Below are 22,323 nucleotides of genomic sequence, written 5' to 3' on the forward strand. Positions count from 1 at the left end.
GAACAAACACCGCCTGCGAGGCCATCGAAGACGTCATCATTCGCCGGGACATCACGTCGCCTTGCCGAACGACTTCCGGTAGCCACTTGGCGTAAAGCCCAGGTACTTCCGGAAGTTGTTGGTCAGGTGCGCGTGGTCCGAATAACCAAGTTCGACGGCGATCGCGGCAAGGTCCGCTTCCGGGTCGGACCGGGTACGCTCGGCGGCGTCCTGGAGCCGGCGCCGCCGGATCAGGGCCGAGGGGCTCAGCCCGATGTACTTCCTTGCCAACCTCTGCAGCGTTCGTGGCGAGACGGACAACCGGGAAGCCGCATCCTCGATCAGGAGCACTCCGGGCTCCGAGGCAATGACGTCCATCATCCGGTTGGCGAGCAGGGCTTCCTCGGGGAGCTCTTCGCACCGGGAAGCCAGCCAGGCTGCAAAGGCTTCCACTGCCCGCGTGCGGTGGCCGCCGTCGTCGTGCGTGTTGGCATTCAGAGACGAAGACATGGCGGCCGAGACGGCGCTGTGCAGATCATCCAGGGACAACGCGGCTTCCTGGTCACGGAGGGCTCCGGGGTTGTCCGTGAAAAGCGGAACGGCCGCCGGGCGGAGCAGTGCGCCCACAGCCCAGCCGGTCCCGGCGAGGTCCCGGTGCGAGGCGCGCGTGGTGGGGCCGGAGAGGATGACATCAGCGGGCTGTACCACCAGGTTGGAGGCAGGGTAGGCGATGACGTGCTGGCGGGAGCTGCGGCCGGGCTCGATGTCCCATTCCGGAATCCAGAACCACTGGACCAGCTCCTGCAGGGGTTCGGGGGCAGGGATGCGGTTGAAGGTGGGAAGCCGCGCGGGGTACAGGATGCCCTTGAAGGAACCCTCCATGAGACCCTCCCGGATCGGCTTTAAGCTGTCGCGAATCTCCAAGCACCAGGCGCCCGCAGGCACGTAGCGTCGTATCCATGACCGATACTACAAGCACCGAATCAACCACGGCCGCCAACGGGGACCACACCACCAATGGCATTCCGAACGGCCTGACCAGCCTGACGCCATTCCTCGCGGTAGCCAACGCCAAGGAAGCCATTGCGTTCTATCGCGACGTGTTCGGCGCACGGGTAGTGGGCGAGACCGAGATGGGCGGAGTGGTGGTCCACGCCGAACTCGACTTCGGCAACGGCCACCTCCAGATCGGTGAGCCCAACCCCGAGTACCACCTCGTCCCCTCACCAAACGGAGAGGACGACTGCTACTCCATGGGCCTCTACTGCTCCGATGCGGACGGGCTGGTCCACAAAGCCGAGCAAGCCGGGGCCACTATCCGTGAGCCGTTGACCACGTTCGTTTCGGGTGACCGCTATGCCAGCATCCGCGATCCGTTCGGCGTCCGCTGGTCCATCATGACGCGCGTCGAAGACCTCTCCGAGGAAGAGAGCAACCGACGGGTCGAGGAATGGGCGGCCCAGCAAGGCTAGGCCGCCAGCCCTCCCCGGCCGAAGTGTGCCCACGCCGGAGTTAGCTCAGGCAGAGGCAGAACGGGTGCCCGGCGGGGTCCAGGAACACCCTGAAGGTGTCGCCGGGCTGGTGGTCGGCCTTGGTGGCTCCAAGTGAGAGCGCAACTTCCTCACCCTTGTCCAGGTCTTCCACCACCATGTCCAGGTGCATTTGCTGCGGGATCGTCTGTCCGGGCCACACGGGCGGCTGGTACACCTCCACCTGCTGGAAAGAGATGCAGTTGCTGCCGTCGCTGGGCCGGATATCGGACCAGTCGCCCTTGTCCTCGACTTCCCAGCCGAAGAGTTCGCCGTAGAAGGCGGCCAGCGCGGCCGCGTCGGGACAATCGATGACAACACTCGGGTATTTAGCTATAGCCATTTGTTAAACCTCGTCAGCAGTCTTCTTCATACGGGCCAGGGCGCTTTTGGTGCCCCGCTGGGTAAGAACGTGAACAACGGCGCCAACTCCTGCGGAGACAACCGCGAAAACCAGGACGCCCGGGAGCGAGTCCTGAAGATCGGTTCCGTCCTTGGGAGCGGGCTTGCCGGTCTTCTTCTCCCAGAGGCCCTCCAGCGTCTTGTTTGCGATCGCACCGGCGCCAAGGCTGACTGCCAGTCCGAAAATTTTCACCAGTATGTTCACGTAGATCCTCCATCAGGCATGGCGCCGAGGTACGGCGCACACACAACATTCGCCACACAAGACAAGGCAGGGCCGCTGCAAATGCAGCGGCCCTGGTTGGATGCCTAGTCTTTCTTGAAGGCGTCCTTCAGCTTCTCGCCGGCACCCTTGAGGTCGGCCTTCGTCTGGTCGCCCTTGCCTTCGGCTTCCAGGCGCTCATTGTCCGTCAGCTTTCCGGCAGCTTCTTTGGCCTTGCCGCCAAGCTTCTCGCCAGCGTTCTCCATCTTGTCGTCAGCACCCATGATTCGTACCTCTTCCTTGTAGTGAACCTGTACCTCTACAACATCACTAATCAGTGTACTTAGCAATATTTGGGAGAAAATCTTTCGGCCTACAGCTCCCCGAACCCTTCCTCCACAAGCCGGCCGACGTACTGGACCGCCTTCAACGCATCCTTGCCCCTCGCCTCAACATGCAGGCTGGAACCCTGTCCCGCGGCGAGCGCCATAAGCGCCATCATGGACATGCCATCGACGCCGTTTACGCTCACCTCCGCGTCCAGCCCTGATAGGCCGCCTGCGATCTTCGCCGCCGGCCGTGCATGCATGCCCAGGGTGTTGATGAGTTCGAAATCGCCGCTGGCGTCCGGTTCATCCTTGAGGTCGGGAAGCTCGGGACCGCCCACACCGGCGGGAGCGCTGCCAAAGACCACTGCCTCCGCCGCCTTGCAGACATCCGCGACGCCGGCGCCTCCTTGGGCAGCGACGGCAGCCGCCACGAGTCCCTCAACCAGCGGAGCGTCGGCCAGCCGTACGGCGTCGGGATCGCTGGCAAACTCCATGGCCGATTCGGCTGTCATGACTGCCGAACCCAGATCGGCCAGCACCACCACGCCGTCACCACCGGAATCCACCAGTGACTGCTCGACGGCGGCCAGCACCTTCTCAAGGCTGGTTCCGATCCGATCGTCCTCGGTGCCCCCGGCGGCGACCAGTTCGACGTCGGGCGCCATTTGGGCGGCGAGTTCCACCGCACCCTCGGCAATTTTGCTGCTGTGCGAAACCACCACGATTCCAACGGTCATACGGAGTCGGTCCCCGTGCCGCCCGTGGAGCCCGCCCCGCCCGCGTCGCCCGTGGAGCCTGCGGCTGCAGCGGCGGCCGCACGGAGGAGCAGTGCCGTGGATGCTGCACCGGGGTCCCGATGCCCTGCGCTGCGCTCCCCGAGGTAACTGGCCCGGCCCTTGCGGGCTACCAACGGGTCGGTGGCCATGGCACCGGTTTCGGCAGCTTCGGCGGCCGCTTCCAACACGCCAATGGGGTCAGCGCCGCTTGCCGCGGCTTGTTGGGCTGCTTCAACAGCGGGTGTCCAGGCATCGATCATGGTCTTGTCGCCAAGCTCGGCTTTTCCCCGCGCAACTACGCCGTCACGGGCTGCTGCGAGCGCAGCCACCAGCGTTTCGGCGTCGATGTCCGCAGAGTCTCCCAGCGCCGTAGCTGCGCGCAAATAGGCAGTCCCGTACAGCGGGCCGGCGGCTCCGCCCACCTTGGACATGAGGGCCATCGCGGCAGCCTTGAGCGCGGCGCCGGGAGTTTCCGGCGGTGTCTCGTCAAGCTTCTGCAGCACGGCCTGGAAACCACGGTCCATGTTCTCGCCGTGGTCCGAGTCGCCGATGGCCCGGTCCAGTTCGATCAGTTCCACCCGGTGTTCGGCCATGGCCTTGGCGGAGAGCTTCAACCAGTCCAGCGCCCAGTCAACGGTCAACCCCATCACTCAGGCTCCCCACCGCAAGGCGGCAGTGTGGACGGGCGCGTCCCACAGCCGGATCATGTCCTCATCCAGGCGCAGCACCGACACGGAGCAGCCCTGCATCTCAAGGGAGGTCACGTAGTTACCCACCAGCGAGCGCTCCACGGTGGCGCCGCGTTCGGCCAGGACCTGGGCGGCCCGCCGGTAGACGATGTACAACTCGCTTTGCGGCGTCCCGCCCATCCCGTTGACGAACAACAGCACCTTATCTCCAGAGGCCAGGGCAAGATCCTCCAGCACCGGCTCCAGCAAGCGGTCCGTGATGGCATCGGCGGGTTCCATGGCGATCTTGTGCCGGCCCGGTTCGCCGTGGATACCTATGCCGATCTCGATCTCGTCGTCTGCCAGCTCGAAGCTTGGCGTGCCTGCGTGCGGCACAGTGCAACCGGACAGGGCAACGCCCATGGTCCTCACATTGGCCACTACCCGCTCGGCGACGGCCGCGACGGCGTCAAGGTCGTCGCCGCGCTGGGCGGACGCTCCTGCGATCTTCTCCACCAGCACCGTTCCGCCCACCCCGCGCCGGCCCGCCGTGTAAAGCGAATCTTCCACCGCGACGTCGTCGTTCACCAGTACGGAACGAACCCGCACACCCTCGGCCTGGGCCATCTCGGCGGCGGTTTCAAAGTTCAGGACGTCGCCGGTGTAGTTCTTCACGATATGGACGACGCCGGCACCTGAGTCCACTGCGACCGTCGCCGGAATGATCTGGTCGGGGGTGGGCGAGGTGAAGACGGCGCCGGGGACAGCGGCGTCGAGCATGCCCAGCCCAACAAAGCCCGCGTGCAGGGGCTCGTGGCCGCTGCCGCCGCCCGAGACCAAGGCCACCTTGCCCGCTACCGGAGCGCCCTTCCGGATGACGTATTTGGGATCGGGATGGACGTCCACAATGTCGGCATGGGCCATGCCGAACCCTTCTACGGACTCGTCCACCACTGCGCGTGGATCATTAATGAGCTTTTTCATGGGATGCTCCTGGGCGTGCTGCGGCTGGTGCTCTGACCCTACTACCGGGGACCCGGCACAGGGTAGGGCCTGCACTACTGTGTTCGCAGCGATCCGGCCATTGCCGAACTTCCCAGGTCGCTCGTCTCCAAGGCGTTCCCCGAATTCAAGGCTTCGACCCACGCATCCGTGGTGCTGACGGCCGCCCAGTTCGAGTGCAGCAACGCCATCAGGGTTGTGTGGACTGTTTCCGCATCAGCAAACCCTGCCTCGTTGGCCAGGTTGATGGCGCCGGTCGCATCCGAGAGGACCTCGGTGCTGAACCCGATGAATTCCGCTTCCACGGCAGAGGCCAGGATGCAGTTGTTCGTCATGTAACCCACCAAGGTGACGGTGTCGACGTCGTTCTCCCGCAGCCACGCTGTCAGGTCAGTGTCGGCGTAGACCGAGCCATACTGCTTGACGACATCCTTCCAGGAGTCCTTCCTGCGGTCCTCGACCACTGGGTGGAGCTCGTACTCCGCGGTTCCCGGGGCGAAGACCGGCGCGCCCTCTCCAGAGCTGTGCTGGACGGCGGCAACCGGGATACCTGCGGCCGTCGCGGCATCAATGGCTTTGCCGATCATCGCGATCGATTCCCGGTGCGGCGGGTACTGGATCTCGAGGGGACCACCGAAGTACTGCTGCTGGATGTCTACAAGGACAAGGGCGCGGCGGGGGGTGCTCATGCTGGTCTCTTTCCGGAGTTGGTTCTTTGGCCGCCTTCTGGCAACCATTCCATCCTCTGCGCCTCCGGAGGTGATCGCCAGTGGCATAAATGCCCTTGTACGATTGATTCAGGCCAATTGAGATGAGGACCCTTGCGCATTGCCGTGTATGCCTTCGACGACGTGACAATGTTCCACCTCGCGGTCCCCCAGATGGTTTTCGACGAAGTCTCCCGGCAGGGACTTGCCGAATGGAACACCTGTCTTTTTGCCGATGAAGCGGGCCACATCCGCACCGCGGAGGGCTACCAGCTGGGTGGGATCCGTGGCCCCGAGGCCGCGGACGATGCCGACATCATCGTGGTGCCCTCATGGTTTGATGACGGCCGCGAACCCAACGGGCAACTCCGGGACGTACTCCAGCAGGCCCATCAGCGCGGCGTCGTCATCCTTGGCCTCTGCCTTGGCACCATCCCAGTTGCCGACGCCGGCCTGCTTGACGGCCGGTCTGCCGTCACCCACTGGGAAGCCTTCAGTTCGCTCTCGGCACGCCACCCCGACGTCTCCCTGGACCGGACCGTCCTGTACATCGATCACGGCGACGTATTGACGTCGGCGGGTACAGCTTCGGGGCTGGATGCATGCCTCCATCTGGTGAGGACCCGCCTGGGATCCGCAGCAGCCAACCAGGTGGCACGCAGCCTGGTCATCGCCCCGCACCGGGAGGGCGGACAGGCGCAGTACATTGAGCATCCGTTGCCACCCCGGTCCTCCGAGGACCCCATGGCATGCTTGCTTGAGTGGGCACTGGGACATTTGGACGAGGACCTCAGCATCGACACTCTCGCCGGCCAAGCCCACATGAGCCGCCGAACATTCATTCGTGCGTTCAGGGCTTCCACCGGCGCCACTCCATCTGCATGGGTGCGTTCCCAAAGGCTCGACGCCGCCCGGCATCTCCTGGAAAGCTCCAGCCTGCCCATAGACCAAGTAGCGGCCAAATGCGGCTTCGGCAGCGCCGTGACCCTTCGGCAGAACTTCGCCAGCGCCTTCTCCACTACACCCACGGATTATCGACGCCGCTTCGACGCCCAACCCCGGCACGCTTCCTGAGCCGACGCGCGGGATCTCCTGCGGATCGGCGACAAGGAAGCGGCAGGGGCAGCCCACTGGGAACTGCCCCTGCCGCTTCGACTAGTCCTCGGCTGCCGGTTTCTGTGGCTGTTCCCGTTCCCGTTCCTGACTGGTGGGGAACTCCGGCCAGAAGGCTGAGAACAGGTCCGGGTCGGGCCGGCGATCGCCGGCCCCGGGGGCTTCCTGCGGCCACGGCCCATGGGGGATGTCGATCTGGAAGGCGGAGAAGTCCGGGAACGTGACGCGGTTGTTCATGATCCCCGCTCCTCAGTTGCTCAGCACGGCGTCGCCACCGGCAGTCACAACGTCTTCCAGCAGGACAGTCTGGTCGATGACCGGAAGGCCCACCACGTGCCCGAAGCTGAACATGTTCTGCGGATCCAGCTCAGCCTTTGCCTTGCGGAGGCGATCCAGGGCCGCTGCCTGCCAGGGCCGTTCCCTGTCTTCGGCATCCACAAAGTGGCCGTGAAGGTTCACGAAGGTTCCGGCGTTGGCAGCGGGGCGAAGGTCTTCATGGACGGCCTTGAACAACGCCGGCAGCATTCCAACCACAGGCGGGACGGCAATGGCGCCCATGAAGAAGCTGAACGCGGCATCGCGACCACCCACAATATCGTCACCGTCTGCGCTCCTTGCCAGGGCGCCGCCCAGCAACCGCAGTTCAGCCAACAGGACAGGACTCTCGACGCCGGGGCCAAAGTGCCGCAATATGGCATCGGCCGAGGGGTCATCCAACCTGTCCAGCAGGAACCCGTGTTCCATGACGGGAACCGGCTGGTCCGGGTCCTGGTGGATCGAGTCGAACGCCGTGGCATCCAAAGGACCCGTGGCATCCATCATGAAAGGTGCGCTCTGACGCATCGGCTCAAGGAGCTCTGCCGCGAACGCCGGATCGCCCTGATAGGCGTAACGGAGATGGATCACGAATTTTCCGCGCAGGGGCTCGGGCACCATGTCCATGTCCGGCAGCCGCAGGAAAGCGAGTGATGCCGACGCCTCCACGGGCAAGTCAGGCACCCAATCCCTGAATGCCTGCAGCACTTCCGGAGCATGCCCACCGTCAAAGTAGATTCCTCCGGCATAGAGGTCGGAGCCCGGGAACAGGTGGAATTCCATGGCCGTGACGATTCCCAGATTGCCCTTGCCGCCGCGCAGCAGGAAGAACAACTCCGGGTCCTCGTCCTTGGTCACCCTCCGCAGCACGCCGTCAGCCGTGACGATCTCGAACGCAATCACGTGGTCAGAGGCAAAACCGTACTTGCGCCCGAGGATCGGCAATCCGCCGCCCAGCGTGTAGCCCACCACGCCAACATCGGTGGTGGACCCACAGAGCCCCATCAATCCGAAGGTCCCGGCGAGTTCCACCACAGCCTTCCAGCGGACGCCCGCACCCACGCGGGCCGTCTTCTCCAGGGGGTCGATACTGAGTTCGAGCATTCGGCGGGTGCTGATCAGCAAGCCACCTTCAATGGCATTGGTGGCACCGTGACCGGTGGACTGGACAGATACTGGCATACCGCGTTCCGCGGCCCAGCGTATTGCCGCCGAGACGTCCTCTGCGTCGAGGGCACCAAAGGCGAGATCGGGCTGGTGTTGCGTAGATAAATTGAAGGCCGCTACTTCAGCGGCAAAGCCGGGATCGGCAGGCGTGAACACTGGACCGCGCACGCTGAGTTGGAGTTCTGAAACATCTGAAAAGGACGCGTGGGACTGCATGATCTTCTCTCAATTGACCGATGTGGTGGAAGCTTCCCCAGCAAGCCACCATCAGTTTATCCATCAAGTTGAGATAAGAAAAGGGCATTAAATCACGCATAATCGTCGAGGGGTTGAACGACGCGGCCGATCGGGAAGCAGCCGGCGCGTAGATGCGGGGGTTGTGCCTAGAGTTGCTTGATCATGCGGGTGTTGCCCAAAGTGTTCGGCTTCACCCGGGCAAGGTCCAGGAACTCTGCCACGCCTTCATCATGCGAGCGCAGCAATTCGGAATACACCTGAGGATCCACGGCAGACTGATCGGCCATGACTTCGAATCCGTGGCGCTTGAAGAATTCCACTTCGAAGGTCAGGCAGAACACGCGGCTTACCCCCAACGCCCGGGCTTCCTCCAGCAGGTTCTCCACGAGGACGTGACCCACGCCCCGGCCCCGCCAGGAGCCCGCGGCGGCAAGAGTGCGGATCTCGGCCAGGTCCTCCCACATCACGTGGAGGGCGCCGCAGCCAATGACTTCACCCTCGTCAGACTCGGCGATCCGGAATTCCTGCAGGCTTTCGTAGTACGCCACTGTCTCCTTGGCCATGAGGATCCGTTCCTCAGCCAAGGGCGCCACAAGCCTCTTGATCGCTGCCACATCACTGGTGCGGGCAGGGCGGAGGCTGAAGGTCGGATTCACTCCCCCATCCTAGCGAGACAGACAGGCGCGGGCCGCGCCCAGTGCTGATGGTTACGCCCGCATCAACCCGGCCCGCCTGCACCCTATTGTGAACTTCTATTGTGACCTTCGGGGTGTCGGACTTTCATAGCCGGGGCGGTTGTCCCCTGTTGATGAACGCCACGTTGATGATGTGGTCCCCGCCCGTCTCGGAAATGTTCTGAAAAACAAGCTGATAGCGGACGCCCCCAATCAACAAGGCCAGCCCCAACGGGATCCTGGTTGGTGAATTTGCCGCCGTGAGGAGCATTTCCAGAAAGGACGCGTCTTCTTCGACTTGCCCACGGATGCCGGACTTCTCAAAGCCTTCCAGCGCCGACAACCAGACAGTTCCGTCCGCCTCACGGATAGCATGTGCGGGGTACACAATATGTCCGGTGGCGGTTTCGAAGCCGACGGCGGTGCGGAAGATCTTGAACTTCGCGCACCAATTCGTAAAGTGCCGGTTCAACACTCCGCTGGGGTCGGCCGCCGCTGCCGGGCCCGGCACGTCTTTCTCCTTGAGCACTTGATCCTGACTGTTCGCTCGCAGTCAATGCCGCGAATCCGTAGCGTCCTGGTCGGCCATGCGTCTCCCAACGATGACCGTCACCCATATCAAGTGCATCCAGGTGCCGAATCGTGACGCCAATCAGCGTTGGTGGCAAAGTCGTTGGAACGTTGGGGCGAAGGAGCCGGCGGCCCGGTATCAACGGCATGGAATGCTCAACTGAAGCAGCTGGAGCGACAAGGGACACTCTCGCCTGTACCCCACCGCGGTCGCAGGTACCCGTAGTTCCCAGCAGGACCACCTCGCGACGGACGCCCGCAACCGCCACTGCAGTGAACGGAAGCGGGCGTCCGGCGAGGACGTTGCTTGCCGGAGCTAAACCCCCAGTTCCTCCGGCAAGGCAACATCCTCGCCCAGCACCTGCTTGGCCAGGAAGTGCTCCACCACGCCGTACCAGATCTTTGCGTGCTGCGGCTGGAGGACCCAGTGGTTTTCGTCCGGGAAGTACAGGAAACGGTGCGGACTCCGGCCGTTGTCGTCGGCGGGCAGCTGCGAGGAGGACAGGAGCTCGTACCAGAGACGCAGCCCCTCGCCGATCGGGACCCTGTAGTCTTTGTCGCCGTGGATCACCAGCATGGGTGTCTTGATGTTGCCCACGTTGAGGTGCGGCGAGTTCTCCATGGCCATTTCCGCAGTCATTTCCTTTAGCCAGTACTGCGCTGCGTCGGTAGTTGGCCCGAACTGATCGAGTGCCCACAAGCTGGCGTGGGTGACAATTGCCTTGAAGCGGTCTGTTTGCCCGGCGACCCAGTTGGCCATGTACCCGCCGAACGACCCTCCCATGGCGGCGGTCCGCGACTCGTCGATGTCCGGACGTGCTACCACGGCATCGGTGATGGCCATGAGGTCGGTAAAGGGCTTCTTGCCCCACTCGCCCCAGCCGCGCTGGATGAATTCCTGACCGTAGCCGGTAGAGAGTGCGGGGTCCGGCAGGAGCACGGCGTAGCCCTTGGCCACCAACAGCCAAGGGTTCCAGCGCCACGTCCAGGCGTTCCACGAACCCAGGGGCCCGCCATGGATCCACAGCAGGAGCGGTGCGGGCTTGTCCGCGGAGGCACCATCGGGGAGGGCGAGGTAGGCGGGCACGCGCACGCCATCCTCCGCGGTTGTTTCCACGCGCTCCAAGTGGCCGCGATAAACGGGACGTTCAGCGGGGGCTTGCAGCCTGGTCACTTCTCCGGTGGCCAGGTCTATCCGGACTGCTTCGGATGGGAACTCATACGAGCTCCGCAGGGCATACGCCGTCGTCCCATCAGAAGAAACCACGACGTCGGAATAGGCGGAAGCGTCCCGCGTCACCCGGGTGACTCCACCGTTGGCGACGTCGACACGGAAGACCGGCGACGCGCCGTCGTCGTCCGCTTTGGCAAGGACTCCGCTGCCATCGGGGAGCCAGGCGAGCACGGTAGCCCAGCGGTCCCAGTCCTGGGCCAGCGGTTCAAGATCCGTGGTCTCGCCGCCGGCGACGTTGAGCAAGTGCAGCTTCACCTGCGGCGCCTGCGTGGGCGTGGTGTCGCTTTCGCTTTCGACCACAAGGGTGCGGTTGTCCGGGCTGACGGGCCCCGGGAAGTAGCTCATGCCTTCATGGTCCAGCAGCACTTTGATGTTCCCGGTGGCGACGTCGATGGCGGCGAGCACCTCACGGCTGTCCGCTTTCGCCAAAGGCTTGGTCATGCTGGTGTAGATGGTCTTGCCGTCCGGGCTCACCACCGTTTTTGACTCCCGCAGCGAACCGCCGACGCCGGTGGTCAGGTTGCGGAGCTTGAGCGGAGCGGCAGCGTCCACTGTCGAGGGCTTGCCGGGTTCCTGATTTTCTCCCTGCTCAACTGCGAAGATCCGAGGCTCGGCGGGGCCGAGGTCGGCATCCCAGTAGCGGACGGGGTAGCCACTGTGCAGGATGGCGGAGACCTTGTTGTCTTTGCGGGCCTTGCGGCGCTCGTCGTCGTTCTCCTCGTCCGCGGATCCGGCCAGGACTTCGGCGTTCACGAACGTGGCGTCCGCGTCCTTCGCGGTCATGACCGAACTGATGCCACCTGAGCGCGAGTGCACCACGCGGGCTTCTCCCCCGTCGGCGGGCAGGAGCCACAGGGCGTTCACCGGGTCAGCGTCGGGACTGTCCGGATCCGGGCGCGCCGAGGTGAAGTAGAGGTCGCCGTTGGCAGCGAACGCTGCACCCGCTTCCCCTTTGGAGCTGCGGGTGATCCGGCGTGCTTGCTTCCGGCCGGCGGGGTCGATTTCCCAGAGGGCTGAAGCGAACTCGGTGCCCTTGCCGTTCAGCGTTGAAACGGTGGTGACCAGGCGCGTGCCGTCCGGGCTGAGGGTGAGGCCGCTGACCCGCGGGATGGCGAGGTAGTGGTCCATGTCGTGAAAGGGAGTTTCGGGCTGCTCGCCCGGGGTGTGAGTGTCAGCAGAGTCCATGGTCCGATTCAACACGTAATGTGCCGCCGATCACAGAGTGGTTCACTCACAGTGAAACAGTACTTTCACATATTCACCCGTAGAGCACGTTTTGAGTTTTCAAACGTGCCCTACTGTCACGTGGTTCGGAGATTAGGTGGTTGGCAGATTTCGCAGGGCCGCAACCACGGGCGCGGTTCCGTCCTCCGTGGCGATGGCGGCCGCCACTTCGCGGGCCCGCCGCGCATACGACGGCGTGGTGCCGGCTTGCCGTATCGCGTCGCCGAGGCGCTCCGGAGTCAGCTTCTTATAAGGAATCGGCTGGGGCCCGGCACCCAGCGCTGCGATACGGGAGGCCCAGAGCGGCTGGTCCGTATAGACGGGGACACCGAGCGCCGGGACTCCTGCGCGGAACCCGGCCGCGGTGGTCCCCGCTCCGGCGTGATGCACCACAGCGGCCATCCTGGGGAAAAGCCACTGATGGGGAACACTTCCAACGCCCAGGGCATCATCGCCCAAAACACCCTCCGGACCCTGCACAACGGCCCTTACTCCGGCCCGACGCGTTGCCTCAAGGACGAACCCCGGGTCGAGGTCCGCGCTGCTGCCGAAGCCAACAAAAACCGGCGCCGGCCCGTCGGCCAGAAAATCCACCAACTCCGCGGAGGGTTCCCATTCTGTGTTTTCAGCTGGCCACCAGTACCCGGCCATGACCAGCCCCGAGTGCCAATCGGCCGGCCGCGGCAGGACAGAAGGGCTGATGCCGTGAAGTATGGTTGCCCGCGTTTTCCTCCGGCGGCGCTCACCGGCAGCCCGGCTTTGCCTGCCAAGCCCCAACTGTTTGCGAAGGCGGGCGCTCGGAGCATCATATGGAGCCGGGCCGGCCGCAGCCCTCTCCCCGATGACCCTATTCCCCACCGCCCCCAAACTGCGGGCCGAATTCATCAACACCGGCGGGTATGCCGCACTTGGCTCAGTCGGTTGCAAGTGTGCGCCTATGGCCGGAATGCCCAAAGCCTCGGCAATGTCATAGGCATAAGGCGCTACGGAATTCGCCAGGATCACATCGGTGCCGGCTTCGGCAGCCGCCAAGGTTCCTGTGGCGGCGTTCTCCATGTACGCGCCGAGCCTGCGCCAGAACGTCAGCACGCTTCCAGCGCCGGCTTTCGCACCAGGGGCGGGCTGTTTGATCAGTTCCGCCAAATCCCCAGGCAGCGGCCTGAATTCGCATCCCGACTCCACCACCAGCGGGGCATAAGCAGGGTTCGCGGCAATGGCAACCTCGTAGCCGAGCCCCTGGAGACGGCTGCCGAGCCCGGCCATCGGCGCAACATCGCCACGCGTCCCGGGAGCGACCATGAGTACCCTCATGCGATCCCCTCTCTTCCCTCGGAGTTTCTTGCAGACCTTCCAATCCACCCTAAGGGCTCCAGCTGGACAAGGGCTTTTGCTGGACAAAGGCGCCTGCTGGACAAAGGCTCCAGCACCAACGCAAAAGCCCCGCCTGCTCCTTGAAGGGAGCAGGCGGGGCTTGGCGCTGTAATGCCTTACGCGGTGGGAGCGATCTCCGGGATCCGCGGCTTGGCGTTGCCTTCGAACGTGAACTTGGCGTCGTCACCTTCACCGTCGACGTCCACCACAACGATGTCGCCGGAGTGGAGTTCGCCGAACAGGATCTTCTCGGACAGCTGGTCCTCGATCTCGCGCTGGATGGTGCGGCGCAGAGGCCGTGCACCCATGGCGGGATCGTAACCACGCGTGGCCAGGAGGACCTTGGCAGCGGGGGTGAGCTCGATGCCCATGTCCTTGTCCTTGAGGCGGCGCTCCAGGCGGGTCACGAACAGGTCCACGATCTCGATGATCTCGTCCTGCGTCAGCTGGGGGAACACCACGACGTCGTCAACACGGTTGAGGAACTCGGGGCGGAAGTGCTGCTTGAGCTCTTCCGTGACCCGGGCACGCATCCGGTTGTAGCCGGTCTGGGTGTCCGTGCCGGACTGGAAGCCCGTGGCCACGCTCTTGGAGATATCGCGGGTACCAAGGTTGGTGGTCATGATGATCACGGTGTTCTTGAAGTCCACCACGCGGCCCTGGGAGTCGGTCAGTCGACCGTCTTCCAGGATCTGCAGCAGCGAGTTGAAGAGGTCCGCGTGGGCCTTCTCCACTTCGTCGAACAGCACCACGGAGAACGGACGACGCCGGACCTTCTCGGTCAGCTGGCCGCCTTCTTCATAGCCGACGTAGCCCGGAGGTGCACCGAAGAGACGCGAAACCGTGTGCTTCTCGGAGTACTCGGACATGTCCAGCGTGATGAGGGCATCCTCTTCACCGAACAGGAACTCGGCAAGTGCCTTGGCGAGCTCGGTCTTGCCGACGCCGGTGGGGCCGGCGAAGATGAACGAGCCACCCGGACGCTTGGGATCCTTCAGGCCTGCACGGGTACGGCGGATGGCCTGGGACAGGGCCTTGATGGCCTCATCCTGTCCAACGACGCGCTTGTGCAGTTCGTCTTCCATCTTGAGCAGGCGTGAGGACTCTTCCTCGGTGAGCTTGAAGACCGGGATTCCGGTGGAGTTCGCAAGAACTTCGGCGATCAGGTCCTCGTCAACCTCGGAGATGTCGTCCATGCCGCCGGACTTCCACGTGCGTTCCTTCTCGGCGCGTTCGGCAATGAGCTTCTGCTCCTTGTCGCGCAGTGAAGCAGCACCTTCGAAGTCCTGGGCGTCGATGGCGGATTCCTTCTCCATCTTCACGTCCGCAATGCGCTCATCCATTGCTTTGAGCTCAGGCGGAGCGGTCATGCGGCGGATACGCAGGCGTGCGCCGGCTTCATCGATGAGGTCGATCGCCTTGTCCGGCAGGAAGCGGTCCGAGATGTAGCGTTCGGCCAGCTGCGCTGCGGAGGCCAGGGCGCCGTCGGTGATCGTTACGCGGTGGTGTGCCTCGTAGCGGTCGCGGAGTCCCTTGAGGATCTCGATCGCGTGGGCAACCGAGGGTTCCTTGACCTGGATCGGCTGGAAGCGGCGCTCAAGGGCCGCATCCTTCTCGATGTGCTTGCGGTACTCGTCAAGCGTGGTGGCACCGATGGTCTGGAGCTCACCGCGGGCGAGCATCGGCTTCAGGATCGACGCAGCATCGATGGCGCCTTCAGCAGCACCTGCACCGACGAGGGTGTGGATCTCGTCAATGAAGAGGATGATGTCGCCGCGGGTGCGGATTTCCTTGAGGACCTTCTTCAGGCGCTCTTCGAAGTCACCGCGGTAGCGGGAGCCGGCAACGAGCGAACCGAGGTCAAGCGTGTACAGCTGCTTGTCCTTGATGGTCTCCGGGACATCTCCGCGGACGATCGCCTGGGCGAGGCCTTCGACGACGGCTGTCTTACCGACGCCGGGCTCACCGATCAGCACCGGGTTGTTCTTGGTACGGCGGGAGAGGACCTGCATGACGCGTTCCATCTCCTGCTCGCGACCGATCACAGGGTCCAGCTTGTTCTCGCGGGCGGCCTGGGTAAGGTTGCGTCCGAACTGGTCAAGCACCACAGAACCTGCGGGGGTACCTTCCGGCTGGCCCTGGCCGGAGCCGCTGCCTGCGGTCTCCTTGCCCTGGTAGCCGGAGAGCAGCTGGATGACCTGCTGGCGGACCCGGTTCAGGTCTGCACCAAGCTTCACCAGCACCTGGGCGGCCACGCCTTCGCCTTCGCGAATGAGGCCGAGCAGGATGTGCTCAGTACCGATGTAGTTGTGGCCGAGCTGCAGTGCTTCACGAAGGGAAAGCTCAAGCACCTTCTTGGCACGCGGCGTGAAGGGGATGTGACCGGACGGGGCTTGCTGGCCCTGGCCGATGATCTCCTGCACCTGCTCGCGAACGCCATCGAGCGAAATGCTCAGGGACTCGAGCGCCTTGGCAGCAACGCCTTCACCCTCGTGGATCAGACCCAAGAGGATGTGCTCGGTACCGATGTAATTGTGGTTGAGCATCCGTGCCTCTTCTTGGGCAAGGACGACCACGCGACGGGCACGGTCCGTAAATCTCTCAAACATTTCGCCACACTCCTAGCTACGACGTACTTTGATGCTACGTGCCGGAGCAGCACTTTTGGAGCGTGTTCGCCACAGGGGAAACATGACGCCGTGGAGGAATAAAACCCGCACTTCCCCTTGACCCCGGCGGACTACGGTGACATCCTGCCGGCTGGCCGGCGGGGCTTCCCTCCGGACCGCGACTGAAATTCTCCAACAGCGCCCAAAGGGACGCCCTCCCAACTCCATGGGCGCAAGTCAACGCACCCTCGGGGCCGGGCGGGCCGGGGAGCATTTCCTTTGGGACGGGATGGCAGCCAACAATCCACAGCCCCGTTAAACAACCAATGCCCCGGCAGTGACTGCCGGGGCATTGAAGCGGTGAATCAGGAATTGGCCTTTTGGTAGGCTTCCTGAATTTCAGCCTGAATACGTCCGCGGCTGTTGACTGTGTAACCGTTATCACGGGCCCACTGCCGGATCTGCGCGGAATCCTGGTTGCGGGCCGGAGTAGCGCGACCCCGCGTCCCACGGCCGGAAGAAGTCTTCCGCGCCTTTGCCACAAATGGTTCCAGGGCCTTCCGAAGCGACGTAGCGTTTGCTGTGGACAGGTCCATTTCGTAGCTAACACCGTCCAGACCGAATCGGACAGTTTCGTCCGCAGATCCTTCATCCAGGTCATCGACGAGGATGATTTTTACTTTCTGTGCCATGAGTTGCCTCTCTTAGAGGGATGGATAATCAGAAATTCCCCGGGTTCCTTTGTCGATTATCGTTCACAGCAAGCACGCACGTCAAAGCACAATTGGATTCACGTGAAACTGGAACCCATTTAGGAGCCTATTTAGCGGCTGGACCTTCAGTTGCCGGCCCTGCGTTTTTTGAATTCGCTTCAGCTTGGGCGCGGGCTTCTGCCTGACGCTCGGATTTGTCTGCATTGAAGATCGACTTCATGGCAAACCAGAAGATCAAACCCACAACTACGGACGGCGCAAGGACTGCTATGTACTCCATGATCAGTGTCCTTCAGGCTTCAACAAGGGGAACAGAATCGTTTCGCGAATACCGGCCCCGGTGAACAGCATGACCAAACGGTCAATGCCGAGACCAATGCCACCCATGGGCGGTGCGCCGTATTCGAGGGCGCGGAGGAAGTCCTCGTCCAGCTGCATGGCTTCCTCATCACCGGCTGCGGAGCGGCGGGACTGCTCCGTGAGGCGTTCACGCTGGATGACGGGGTCGATGAGCTCGCTGAAGGCCGTACCGCGCTCCATGCCACCGATGATCAGGTCCCAGGCTTCGATCAGCCGTCCGTCTTCACGGTGCGGGCGGGCCAGCGGCTGCGCCGAGGGCGGGTAGTCGTAGACGAACGTCGGGTTCAGGAGGGTGGGTTCCACAATCTCGCCGAACAGCTCAACCACGATCTTCTCGGCATCCCATTTGGGATCAACCTTGACCTCGTGCTTGGCGGCAATTGCCAACAGTTCATCCACCGTGGTGTCCGGAGTAATTTCCACACCCACTGCTTCGGAAATACCGGGGTAAACCGAAACCCAGGCCCATTCGCCGTCGAGGTTGATTTCGCCGGCGTCAGTCTGGATGGTACGGGTGCCCACGACGTCCGCGACATTCAGGATGATTTCCTTCATGCGTTCGGCCATGACGAACTGGTCCGCCCAGGCTTCATAGCATTCCAGGGTGGTGAATTCGGGGCTGTGGGTGGAATCCACGCCTTCATTGCGGAAAACGCGGCCCATGTCGTAGACACGGTCAATGCCACCCACTACCGCACGCTTGAGGAAGAGCTCGGTTGCAATGCGCAGGGTCATCTTCTGGTCGAACGCGTTCATGTGCGTTTCGAACGGACGGGCCGTGGCACCGCCGTGAACCAGCTGAAGGATGGGGGTCTCAACCTCCACGTAACCATGGCTGTCCAAGGTATCGCGGACGGAGCGGGTGATTGCTGCGCGCTTGTAGACCATCTCGCGCGCTTCGTCGCGGACCATGAGGTCCACGTAGCGCTGGCGAACGCGGGTTTCCTCGTTCAGTTCGGCGTGCAGCACCGGAAGGGGCCGCAGCGCCTTGGAGGCCATGGACCAGGAGTCCGCCATGACAGACAGCTCGCCGCGGCGGGAGGAGATGACCTCGCCCTTGATGAACACGTGGTCGCCCAGGTCCACCAGGGCCTTCCATTCGGCGAGCGCTTCCTCGCCGACGTTGGCGAGGCTCAGCATGGCCTGCAACCGGACGCCCTTACCGTCCACGCCGCCCTCCTGGAGGGTGGCGAAGCACAGCTTTCCGGTGTTGCGGATGAACACGACGCGCCCGGTCACGCCAACGACGTCGCCTGTGGTTTCATCGGCTTCCAAGTGTGCGTATTTCCCGCGGATTTCACTGAGGGAATGGGTCCGTTCAACACCTACCGGATAAGCCTCTGTGCCGCGCTCGATCAGCTTGGCGCGCTTTTCCATACGGATGCGCATCTGCTCGCTGGCGTCGATGGGCTCTGCGGAGGTGTTCAGGGCTGGGGTGTTTGCGGAAGTCACAGTCCTTAAGTTTACCGGTGATTGCGCGCCTTCACTTCCGGGCCGCAAATCAGGCAAACGCATAGACTCGGGGCTGTGGAGACATGGACAGTTGAAACGATCGACGGCGGCGGGCAGCTTGAGGTGCACACCTTCCGGCCCGCGTCCGGCGCCTCAATTCCCGGTTCGAAAGCGCCTGCTGAACCGGCCGGCGTCGTGCTTATCCATGGCACTTTGGTGACGGACTCACTGTACTGGTCGTTTGCGCGGACCCTGAGCGTGATCCTTGGACGCCCTGTCCACAGCTACAACCGGCGCGGGCGCGGCAAATCTGCCCCGCAGCCGCCCGGCTATTCCGTTGAGACCGAAATCTCAGACCTTCACTCAGTGATGGAGAAGACCGGCTCCACAGACGTCGTGGGGCACAGTTACGGCGGCTTCGTTGCGCTGCAGGCAGCGAGGCAGGGCCGGATCAAGAAACTGGTCACCTACGACGCCGCGGTTTCCCTCTCCGGCAACCTCAGCAGCAGATGGCGTCCCGAGCTTGAAGAAGCAGTCACCGCCGGGCAGTTGGACAACGCCTGGGCGCATCTGGTGCAGGGGCTGGGGACAGCGGGGCCAATTTCCTACCTGCCCATGGGGGCGCTGCGTACGCTCAGTGTCCTGTCTGCCCGGACCCGCTTGGGTTTGGAGATGCGGTCCTTGCTCCCTACCGCAGTCACTGAAATGCGGGCGGTCCTGGACGCCGACGCGCAACTTCACGACTTCATGAAGCTCTCCACGCCCATCCTCATGCTCAGCGGCGGTTGGAGTCCGTCGTATTTCGCGGAAACCGGGCGGACCCTGGCTGGAGCGGTGCCGGCCATAAACTTTGCGGTGGTTCCCCTGCAGTTCCATGAGGGGCCGTTGCGTCCCGGTAAGCGCCTCGCCGTCAGGATTGCGCGGTTCCTTTCGGGCACCATGGTCCACGGCGGACCCACCGATGCCGCCTAGGATGTTCCGGTGAAGGAACGCGATATTCAGACGCACGACGGCGGACGGCTCGCCTTGTACAGCTACGGCGCCGAAGAGGCCCCCGGGGAACGCCGGGTTGTGCTGATCGGCGGCGCTTTCCTCACTGCCCTCATATACCGGCCGTTCTCCATAGCCTTGGCCAAGGGCCTGGGAGACGGCTGGGCGGTGGACGTGTACGACCGCCGCGGCAGGGGTAAATCCACCGAACAACCCAACCACTACTCCATGGATACGGAAATCGCCGATGTCCGCACCATCATGGACGCCACCGGCGCACGGAACATTTTTGGCCACAGCCTGGGTGGCTCCGTGGCGCTGAATGCCGCGCAGGCCTTTGCCGGCACCCGTCACCAGCCGGACAAACTTGCTGTCTACGACGCTGCCGTGAACATCGACGGCAGCATGGACACGGACTGGCTTGCCGGGTTCGAGGACTCCGTCAACAAGGGCGATGTTGGGCTGGCCCTGGCCCGGATGAAGCGCGGGATGCAGCCCGGAACTGCCTTGGCCCGGGTTCCCGAGCCGATTCTGGCGGGTCTCATGGCTGTGGTGTCGCGGACCAAAGTGAACAAGCTTTTCCGCGAGCTCATGCCTTCAGGCGTAGGTGAGCTGAAGGCAGCCTTCGAAGCCGCGGATACTCCGACCGATTTCTCCGTCCTGCCATCCAGCACGCACTTCATGGTGGGCAAGAAAAGCCCGCAGTTCTACAAGGTCACCGCAGCGCGGTTGAACAGGGCGGTTCCCGGCAGCACGCTGGAGGTCTCTCCCAAGGGATTCCACGGGTCCATCCCTGCAGCCGTCAACGAGCTGGTGACCGATATTTCGGACTACTTCAAGCGCTGAGGCCTTTTCCACACCGGCTCCTTTTTCCACATAGGGGCAGGGATGCTGCTTGCATTCAGGTCGCTCGGCTAGGCTCGAGTCATGACGCGCGACATCATCATGACCCCCGACGGCGGACATCTCGAAGTACTCACCACAGGCGGTGAGCTGGCAGCAGCAGGCTCCGGCGTCGTCGTCGTTCCGGCCTCCATGGTGACGGCCGCCGATTACACGCGTTTCGCGCAAAAGCTAAGTGAAGCCCTGGGACGTCCCGTCCATACGTTCAACCGGCGCGGACGTGGCGATTCATCCCCACAGTCCGAGGATTACACCCTCGAGGCCGACATCCGGGACCTGGACGCGGTCATGAAGCACACGTCCAGCACGGACGTCTTTGGACACAGCTTCGGTGGTGCCGTAGCGCTGCACGCCGCACGCACCCTGCCGGTGGAAAGACTGGCCGTGTACGATCCCGCGGTGTCCGTCAACCACAGCGTCAAAGCAGACTGGACACCCGATTATGAACGCGCGACGGCGGCCGGAGACTACGATCGCGCCCTCGCCATCCTCATCAAGGGAGTGGAAACCGGTGGCGCCTTCGCCAGAATGCCCCTGTCCATGTTGACCCTGGCGAACAAGCTTGCCGCCGGGACACCCCTGGGCAAGCAGATGCGCGAGCTGATGACCTGTGGCGTCCGTGAAATCAAGGCCGTCATCGCCGCGGACATGCCGGCCGAACCATTCGTTGAGCTTCCGTTGGAAACCTTGATCGTGGTGGGCGAAAAGAGCCCCGCATACTTCGGTGTTGCCTGCGGCCAAATTCACGACATCCTGTCCGGATCCAGCTACACCATCCTCCCCGGGTACGGCCATGACGGGCCCAACAAGGCCCCGGACAAGCTGGTCTCGGAGCTGTCGGAGTTCTTCTCAGGCTAGCCAAGCTGGATCGCAGCGATCCCGGCCACGGCCACAACCGTCAGGCCAAGCCGAAGCCGGCTGAACCCGGAGCTGTCGGAATTCTTCCCAGGCTAGCCAAGCTGGATCGCGGCGATCCCGGCCACGGCCACAACCGTCAGGCCAAGCCGAAGCCGGCTGAACCTTTCATTGAAGAATACGGCGCCGATGACGCCTGCAAGGAGGACACTGGTTTCGCGGAGCGCCGACACCAAGGCCAGCGGTGCCAGGCTCTGTGCCCAAACGACGATCCCGTAAGCCAGCATCGACACCAGTCCCCCGACGAATCCCGGCTTCCAGTACCGCATCACACGCTGCGGGAAGGAACGGCGATCGGCGGCCATTCGCCAGCAAACCACGGGAATCAGGAAACCCTGCAGCAGGAACAGCCACGAGACATAGGCCATCGGCTGCCCGGAAACCCGGACTCCCACACCGTCAACCAAGGTATAGGCCGCAATGGCCGCTCCAGTGAGCACGGCAAAAAGGGTACCTTTACGGTTCCTGCCCGGCCCGGCCGCTGCGCCCTGTCGTATCAGGGCAAGGCTAAGCAATGAGCCAGCGACCACTGCCACCCCCGTCAGCTGCCAAAGGCTCAATCTCTCGGCAAGCACGGTGGTGGCAATGACCGTGACCAGAAGCACGGCAAGGCCCCGGGCCAACGGATAGACCTGGGAAAAGTCGCCGTGCCTGTACGAGGTGGTCAACAGGATCAGGTAGCAGGTCTGCAAGGCAGCCGAGGCCACCACAAAGGGCCATGATTCCTGCACGGGAACTCCGAACACCGCCGCCCCCAACAACCCGGACGCCAGATAGGCCAGGGCAATCATGGTCGATGAAGCAAGTCGGTCCGGGATTGCCTTTGCCAGGGCGTTCCAGATGCTGTGCAGGACCGCCGCCCAGAGGACTGCGGCCGTCACC

The 22,323-nt window shown here is 63.4% G+C and carries 24 protein-coding genes; 5 read left to right on the top strand and 19 right to left on the bottom strand.

What is annotated here, in order from left to right; translation table 11 throughout:
* Positions 1-51: 51 nt before the first annotated feature.
* A complete protein-coding gene (locus tag AC6JA3_RS20815; protein ID WP_026541646.1) occupies positions 52-861 on the bottom strand; it encodes a helix-turn-helix domain-containing protein in 810 nt (269 codons plus the stop codon).
* 77 nt (positions 862-938) lie between these two features.
* Here AC6JA3_RS20815 and AC6JA3_RS20820 point away from each other — a divergent pair, with 77 nt between their 5' ends.
* Positions 939-1,451, top strand: a complete 513-nt coding sequence (locus AC6JA3_RS20820) for a VOC family protein (RefSeq protein ID WP_347782194.1) — start codon at positions 939-941, stop codon at positions 1,449-1,451.
* 40 nt (positions 1,452-1,491) lie between these two features.
* On the opposite strand, the gene AC6JA3_RS20825 is transcribed toward AC6JA3_RS20820, so the two are convergent.
* From AC6JA3_RS20825 to AC6JA3_RS20855, 7 genes are all read right to left on the bottom strand, one after another.
* Positions 1,492-1,851, bottom strand: a complete 360-nt coding sequence (locus AC6JA3_RS20825) for a VOC family protein (RefSeq protein ID WP_026541644.1) — start codon at positions 1,849-1,851, stop codon at positions 1,492-1,494.
* A 3-nt stretch (positions 1,852-1,854) separates the two neighbouring features.
* Positions 1,855-2,115, bottom strand: a complete 261-nt coding sequence (locus tag AC6JA3_RS20830; protein WP_026541643.1) for a DUF4235 domain-containing protein — start codon at positions 2,113-2,115, stop codon at positions 1,855-1,857.
* 104 nt (positions 2,116-2,219) lie between these two features.
* Entirely contained in the window at positions 2,220-2,396 is a 177-nt protein-coding gene (locus tag AC6JA3_RS20835) for a CsbD family protein (RefSeq protein ID WP_035760998.1), read from the bottom strand.
* Positions 2,397-2,485: 89 nt separating this feature from the next.
* Positions 2,486-3,178: a dihydroxyacetone kinase phosphoryl donor subunit DhaM gene (dhaM, locus tag AC6JA3_RS20840; RefSeq protein ID WP_347782197.1), complete on the bottom strand. Its 693-nt coding sequence runs from the start codon at positions 3,176-3,178 to the stop codon at positions 2,486-2,488.
* Positions 3,175-3,864 (bottom strand): dihydroxyacetone kinase subunit DhaL, encoded by a 690-nt coding sequence (dhaL, locus tag AC6JA3_RS20845; RefSeq protein WP_347782198.1) that lies wholly within the window; start codon positions 3,862-3,864, stop codon positions 3,175-3,177. The genes dhaM and dhaL overlap by 4 nt, the downstream gene beginning before the upstream one ends.
* Positions 3,865-3,867: 3 nt before the next feature.
* Positions 3,868-4,869 (bottom strand): dihydroxyacetone kinase subunit DhaK, encoded by a 1,002-nt coding sequence (gene dhaK / locus AC6JA3_RS20850; RefSeq protein WP_223944359.1) that lies wholly within the window; start codon positions 4,867-4,869, stop codon positions 3,868-3,870.
* Between the two features lie 74 nt (positions 4,870-4,943).
* On the bottom strand, positions 4,944-5,576 hold the full coding sequence (locus AC6JA3_RS20855; protein ID WP_347782200.1) for an isochorismatase family protein: 633 nt from the start codon (positions 5,574-5,576) through the stop codon (positions 4,944-4,946).
* A gap of 132 nt (positions 5,577-5,708) precedes the next feature.
* Here AC6JA3_RS20855 and AC6JA3_RS20860 point away from each other — a divergent pair, with 132 nt between their 5' ends.
* A complete protein-coding gene (locus tag AC6JA3_RS20860; protein ID WP_347782202.1) occupies positions 5,709-6,668 on the top strand; it encodes a GlxA family transcriptional regulator in 960 nt (319 codons plus the stop codon).
* Between the two features lie 81 nt (positions 6,669-6,749).
* Here the strand turns inward: AC6JA3_RS20860 and AC6JA3_RS20865 are convergent, their stop codons facing one another.
* The 10 genes from AC6JA3_RS20865 to lysS form a co-directional block, all read right to left on the bottom strand.
* On the bottom strand, positions 6,750-6,944 hold the full coding sequence (locus AC6JA3_RS20865) for a hypothetical protein (RefSeq protein ID WP_043433221.1): 195 nt from the start codon (positions 6,942-6,944) through the stop codon (positions 6,750-6,752).
* A 12-nt stretch (positions 6,945-6,956) separates the two neighbouring features.
* Positions 6,957-8,405 (bottom strand): FAD-binding oxidoreductase, encoded by a 1,449-nt coding sequence (locus AC6JA3_RS20870; protein WP_347782204.1) that lies wholly within the window; start codon positions 8,403-8,405, stop codon positions 6,957-6,959.
* 167 nt (positions 8,406-8,572) lie between these two features.
* Positions 8,573-9,082 (bottom strand): amino-acid N-acetyltransferase, encoded by a 510-nt coding sequence (locus AC6JA3_RS20875; RefSeq protein WP_347782206.1) that lies wholly within the window; start codon positions 9,080-9,082, stop codon positions 8,573-8,575.
* A 124-nt stretch (positions 9,083-9,206) separates the two neighbouring features.
* Positions 9,207-9,611: a hypothetical protein gene (locus tag AC6JA3_RS20880; RefSeq protein WP_155854146.1), complete on the bottom strand. Its 405-nt coding sequence runs from the start codon at positions 9,609-9,611 to the stop codon at positions 9,207-9,209.
* A gap of 375 nt (positions 9,612-9,986) precedes the next feature.
* Complete coding sequence (locus tag AC6JA3_RS20885) at positions 9,987-12,089, bottom strand: S9 family peptidase (RefSeq protein WP_347782207.1); 2,103 nt, start codon at positions 12,087-12,089, stop codon at positions 9,987-9,989.
* Between the two features lie 132 nt (positions 12,090-12,221).
* Complete coding sequence (locus AC6JA3_RS20890) at positions 12,222-13,439, bottom strand: glycosyltransferase (protein ID WP_347782209.1); 1,218 nt, start codon at positions 13,437-13,439, stop codon at positions 12,222-12,224.
* Between the two features lie 176 nt (positions 13,440-13,615).
* Positions 13,616-16,108 (bottom strand): ATP-dependent Clp protease ATP-binding subunit, encoded by a 2,493-nt coding sequence (locus AC6JA3_RS20895; RefSeq protein ID WP_026541632.1) that lies wholly within the window; start codon positions 16,106-16,108, stop codon positions 13,616-13,618.
* A 365-nt stretch (positions 16,109-16,473) separates the two neighbouring features.
* On the bottom strand, positions 16,474-16,800 hold the full coding sequence (locus AC6JA3_RS20900; protein WP_026547965.1) for a histone-like nucleoid-structuring protein Lsr2: 327 nt from the start codon (positions 16,798-16,800) through the stop codon (positions 16,474-16,476).
* A 127-nt stretch (positions 16,801-16,927) separates the two neighbouring features.
* Positions 16,928-17,101: a hypothetical protein gene (locus AC6JA3_RS20905; protein ID WP_167332902.1), complete on the bottom strand. Its 174-nt coding sequence runs from the start codon at positions 17,099-17,101 to the stop codon at positions 16,928-16,930.
* Positions 17,102-17,103: 2 nt separating this feature from the next.
* On the bottom strand, positions 17,104-18,633 hold the full coding sequence (gene lysS, locus AC6JA3_RS20910) for a lysine--tRNA ligase (RefSeq protein ID WP_347782211.1): 1,530 nt from the start codon (positions 18,631-18,633) through the stop codon (positions 17,104-17,106).
* Between the two features lie 75 nt (positions 18,634-18,708).
* Between lysS and AC6JA3_RS20915 the strand changes: the two genes are divergently transcribed.
* The 3 genes from AC6JA3_RS20915 (at position 18,709) to AC6JA3_RS20925 (ending at position 21,384) form a co-directional block, all read left to right on the top strand.
* Complete coding sequence (locus tag AC6JA3_RS20915; protein WP_026541629.1) at positions 18,709-19,605, top strand: alpha/beta fold hydrolase; 897 nt, start codon at positions 18,709-18,711, stop codon at positions 19,603-19,605.
* 9 nt (positions 19,606-19,614) lie between these two features.
* The gene (locus tag AC6JA3_RS20920; RefSeq protein WP_026541628.1) at positions 19,615-20,469 is read left to right on the top strand and encodes an alpha/beta fold hydrolase; all 855 of its coding nucleotides are present in this window, start codon (positions 19,615-19,617) and stop codon (positions 20,467-20,469) included.
* An 81-nt stretch (positions 20,470-20,550) separates the two neighbouring features.
* On the top strand, positions 20,551-21,384 hold the full coding sequence (locus AC6JA3_RS20925) for an alpha/beta fold hydrolase (RefSeq protein WP_026541627.1): 834 nt from the start codon (positions 20,551-20,553) through the stop codon (positions 21,382-21,384).
* 92 nt (positions 21,385-21,476) lie between these two features.
* On the opposite strand, the gene AC6JA3_RS20930 is transcribed toward AC6JA3_RS20925, so the two are convergent.
* Entirely contained in the window at positions 21,477-22,322 is an 846-nt protein-coding gene (locus AC6JA3_RS20930) for an EamA family transporter (RefSeq protein ID WP_347782212.1), read from the bottom strand.
* Position 22,323 lies beyond the last annotated feature (1 nt).

This window comes from Arthrobacter sp. TmtSoilC79, assembly GCF_059739405.1.